The sequence below is a fragment of the Dietzia cercidiphylli genome (genome assembly GCF_014145145.1).
Lineage (GTDB): Bacteria > Actinomycetota > Actinomycetes > Mycobacteriales > Mycobacteriaceae > Dietzia > Dietzia natronolimnaea.
The window spans coordinates 1-4,206 of the sequence record NZ_JAALEA010000079.1; the positions used below are offsets into that span (position 1 = coordinate 1).

Genomic DNA, 4,206 nt, shown 5'->3' on the forward strand with positions numbered 1-4,206 from the left:
CGCCTTACGCCGCGAGGTCGAGCGCTGGCTCGTCGTGCACCGGCGCGGCCCGTCGACGCTGCCCGCGGAGGCGATGGGGGCGTTCATCGACTCCGGCGCGATGGACCGCCATCTGGCGCGGGCGGCGCGGGTGTACAGCGACCGCCGTCACCGCCTGGTGGCCGCGCTCGCGCGGGAGTGTCCCCACCTCGACGTGACGGGTGTAGAGGCCGGGTTGCACCTGTGTGTGTTGCTGCCGGGATACGACGACGACGAGGTGGTGCGCGAGCTCGAGCGGGCCGGATGGCGCACGCGGTCGCTGAGCGGGCAGTCGGCGCAGTACCCGGTGTCGGGGCTGGTGCTGAGTTACTCGCGGCTCGTGGCACGCGACGCGGACGAGTTCGCCGCGCGGCTGCGGCAGGTGATCGACGGCAGGTGATCGACGACAGGTGATCGGCGGCGCCGGATCGGCGGCAGGTGCGCCGGGGCGGTTCGCCTCAGCGGGTGCGGGCCGAGGAGTGCGGCCTTACAGTGGCCGCGAGGGTCGTACCGAGCTCAGAGGAGACGCACGATGGGCACATCATTCTGGCGACGCACGACGATCGATCCCCCGGTGGCGGAGTTCCCCGAGGGTGAACACGTCGACATCGTGGTGGTGGGGGCGGGTTTCACCGGCCTGATCACCGCCCTGATCGCGGCCGCACGGGGCAGCTCCGTGGTGGTGCTAGAGGCCCACACCGTGGGCGCCGGCGCCAGCGGTTCGACCACGGCCAAGGTCTCGGTCCTGCAGGGGACCCGGTTGTCGACCATCCGCTCGCACCACGGTCTCGAGACCGCCCGCGCCTACGCGGAGGCCAACCAGTACGGCCTGGACTGGTGGGCGGAGTTCTGCGGGTCCCACGGGGTGGACGTGCAGCGACCCCGGGCGGTCACCTTCTCGCGCAGCCTCAAGGGGACCAGCACTCTGCGCTCGGAGAAGCGCACGCTCGACGCCCTCGGACTGCCCGCCCGGTGGTACGACCGGATCGACGTGCCGTTCCCCGCCCGGGCCGCCGTGGAGCTGCCCGACCAGATGCAGCTCGACCCGGTCGAGGCACTCGGGGCACTGGTCCGCGCGACGACGGCGCTCGGCGTGCGGATCGTCGAGCACTCCCGGGTCACGGGCCTGGACGTGCGCGGGCAGGACGGGGACGCCCAGGTGGAGGTACGCAGCGACGGCGGCACCTGCTCGGCGCGGGACGTCGTCCTGGCCACCGCGTCCCCGGCCCTGGACCGCGGCCCCACCGCGGCGTCGATGGAGGCCGAGAGGTCCTACCTCTGCGCGTTCGAGTACCCCGGCGGTCTGCAGGAGGGGATGTACGGCTCGGTCGAGAGCCCGGTCCGCTCGCTGCGGACCGTGCCCGTGGGCGACCGCGAGGTCCTGCTGGTGGGAGGAAACGGCCACCGCACCGGGACGGCCGCGGGCACCGACTCCAAGATCGACTCGCTGCGCGAGTACGCCGCGAAGCACTTCCCCGGTGCCGAGTTCACCCACGGCTGGTCCGCGCAGGACTTCCACCCGGTCACGCTGCTGCCCAAGTCCGGCCCGATGCCGTGGGGGAAGGGGCGTGTGCACTTCGCCGGCGGGTACAGCAAGTGGGGCCTCACGGGCGCACCGGCGGCGGCGGGCATCATGGTGGACCGGCTCAGCGGACGGGAGCCACGGGTCTCCTTCGGCAAGCCCTCGCTCACCGGTGTGCTCCGCACGTCGGTCTCCCTGTACGCGGACCTCCCGGTGCAGCTCGCGGCCACCGCCGTGCAGGCGACCCTCCGTCCTCCCCGGCCGACCCTCCGGCCGATCGGCGAGGCGACCGGAGACGACGGCCGGACCTGCCGGGTCGGGCTCCTGTGCCCCCACATGGGCGCCGCGCTGAGCTGGAACGAGGCCGAGCGGTCCTGGGACTGCCCGTGGCACGGGTCGCGCTTCTCGGCGTGCGGCGAGTTGCTCGAGGGGCCTGCGACCCGGGATCTCAAGCGCTACGACGAGGCCTGACCCGACCCCCGGATTGGACGAACGTCCAAGTCGCCGGGGGTTCTCACGACCACCCGGGACAGAGCTACGCCCCGGCCCGACCCGTGACGGGTCGAGCCGGGGCGAAGTCGTGTCATCGGCCCTGTCGTGCCTGTCAGGCCGGGGGCATCATGACCCCGTCGATGGCGTGGATGACGCCGTTGGTGGCGGGCACGTCGGTCTGGATGACGGTGATGCGGTTGCCCGCTCCGTCCACCAGCATGACGGTCTCGCCCTCCACCTCGACGGTGAACTCGCCGCCCTGGAGGGTCTCGACGGTCTCGCCGTCCATCCCCATGACGTCCTCGGCCATGACGTCGCCCTCGATCACGTGGAACTGCAGGATCTGGGCCAGGTCACCGGTCGGATCGGCGAGGAGCTCGTCGAGCTGGCCGTCAGGCAGCGCCGCGAAGGCCTCGTCGGTCGGAGCGAACACCGTGAAGGGGCCGGGACCCTCGAGGGTCTCCACCAGGCCCGCGGCCTCGAGGGCCTGAGTGAGGGTGGTGAAGTTACCCGCGGCCATCGCGGTCTCGACGATGTTGCCGGTGGCCGCCGGCTCCTCCGTCGTCTCCTCCTCGGTCGTCTCCTCGGTGGTCATCTCCGTGGTCATGGTGGTCTCTTCAGTGGTGGTGGCGTCGTCGGCCGTGTCGTCCGTGCCGCACGCCCCCATGAACACTGCGAGTCCGATAGCTCCCGTTACTGCGATCGTCCGCTTCATGAGCAACCTTTCGTCTTGGGTCGGGGGTAACCCCAGTGTGACGGGACTGATGCGACAGATGTAACCGGTGAGACACAATCGTTGTACTGCCGTTAACCTCGGGGACGCATCCCCGATCCCACGGGAGAGACTCGTCGGGGCGCGCGACCGGAGGGCGCCGTGACACCCTGAGGTCGTGAAGACCCCGGTACCTGACTACCTACTCGAGATCCGCGACCTGTGCTCGACGGGCGCGGACGGGCACCTCGCCGATTACATCCCCGAACTCGCGGCCGTGGACCCGGACCGGTTCGCCGTGGCCGCCTGCACGATGGACGGCGTCGTCTACACCGCCGGCGACGCGGACGCCGAGTTCACCATCCAGTCGATGAGCAAGCCGTTCGCCTACGCGCTGGCACTGCGCGACCGCGGGATCGAGGCGGTCCTGGAGAAGGTGGCCGTGGAGCCGTCCGGGGACGCGTTCAACCAGATCTCCCTGGAGAGGATCAGCGGCAGGCCCCGGAATCCCATGATCAACATCGGAGCCATCACCACCCACACCCTGGTCGGGCCGGTCGGCGCCACCGAGGACGAGCGTGACGAGGCGCTGGCCGCAGGGTTGTCGTCGTTCGCCGGTCGGCGCCTGGAGGTGGACGCGGCCGTCATGAACTCCGAGCTGCGCACCGCGTTCCGGAACCGGGCGATGGCCAACCTGGTCCGTGCCAGCGGGATCATCGAGGACGACCCCGACGAGGCCGTGCGCGGCTACACCCGCCAGTGCGCCTACCGGGTGACCGTCCGCGACCTGGCGGTGATGGCCGTGACCCTGGCGACCGGCGGGATCAACCCCGTCACCCGCGAGCGCGTCGTCTCCGCGCCGGTGGCACGGCAGGTGCTGGCGGTCATGGCCACCTGCGGGATGTACGACGCGGCGGGCGACTGGATGTCCACCGTCGGGATCCCCGCCAAGAGCGGGGTGTCCGGCGGGATCTTCGGTGCCCTGCCCGGCCAGGTGGGTCTCGGCGTATTCTCGCCGCGACTCGACGACCACGGACACAGCGTCGAGGGGGTGCGGACGTTCGAGCGGCTCTCGCGCGACCTGGAACTCCACCTGATGAACACCACGGTGACCGAGGTGGAGGCCGTCCGTTCGGTGCGGTTCGACGAGATCACCGGCAGGCGCACGTTCCGCCTCCAGGGGCCGATGACGTTCGCGAGCGCCGAGCAGGTGTTGCGTCAGCTGGCCGAGATCCCACCTGGTGACGGCGAGGTGACCCTCGATCTGAGCCGCGTCTCCTCGGTCAACGCGAGCGCGCGTCGCATGTTGCTCGAGTCCATGCGGCGGCTGTCGCTGGACGGGCACCCGGTGGGGCTCGCGGATCCCGGCCGCCGTCTCCCCGACCCGGACCTCGGCGACGGGTCCCGACCGGTCACCCGGCGGGCGGCCCGCTGACGCGTCGTCGGGTCGGGTTCACGCGCC

General features: G+C 71.4%; 3 protein-coding genes and 1 pseudogene. 3 read left to right on the forward strand and 1 reads right to left on the reverse strand.

Translation table 11 applies throughout. From position 1 onward, the window contains the following. A pseudogene (locus tag G6028_RS03620) lies at positions 1-418 on the forward strand (aminotransferase-like domain-containing protein); the annotation flags it as partial. 132 nt (positions 419-550) lie between these two features. Then, positions 551-2,011: an FAD-dependent oxidoreductase gene (locus G6028_RS03625; protein ID WP_182658067.1), complete on the forward strand. Its 1,461-nt coding sequence runs from the start codon at positions 551-553 to the stop codon at positions 2,009-2,011. 133 nt (positions 2,012-2,144) lie between these two features. On the opposite strand, the gene G6028_RS03630 is transcribed toward G6028_RS03625, so the two are convergent. Beyond that, entirely contained in the window at positions 2,145-2,747 is a 603-nt protein-coding gene (locus G6028_RS03630; RefSeq protein ID WP_182658068.1) for a fasciclin domain-containing protein, read from the reverse strand. A 175-nt stretch (positions 2,748-2,922) separates the two neighbouring features. On the opposite strand from G6028_RS03630, the gene G6028_RS03635 reads away from it, so the two are divergent. Next, positions 2,923-4,179, forward strand: a complete 1,257-nt coding sequence (locus G6028_RS03635; protein WP_182658069.1) for a glutaminase — start codon at positions 2,923-2,925, stop codon at positions 4,177-4,179. Positions 4,180-4,206: the final 27 nt, after the last annotated feature.

What these genes read in the sequence shown, in the direction of transcription:
- G6028_RS03625 (WP_182658067.1), top strand. Translation starts at nt 551, where the DNA reads ATGGGCACATCATTCTGGCGACGCACGACGATCGATCCCCCGGTGGCG.
- G6028_RS03630 (WP_182658068.1), bottom strand. Translation starts at nt 2,747, where the DNA reads ATGAAGCGGACGATCGCAGTAACGGGAGCTATCGGACTCGCAGTGTTC.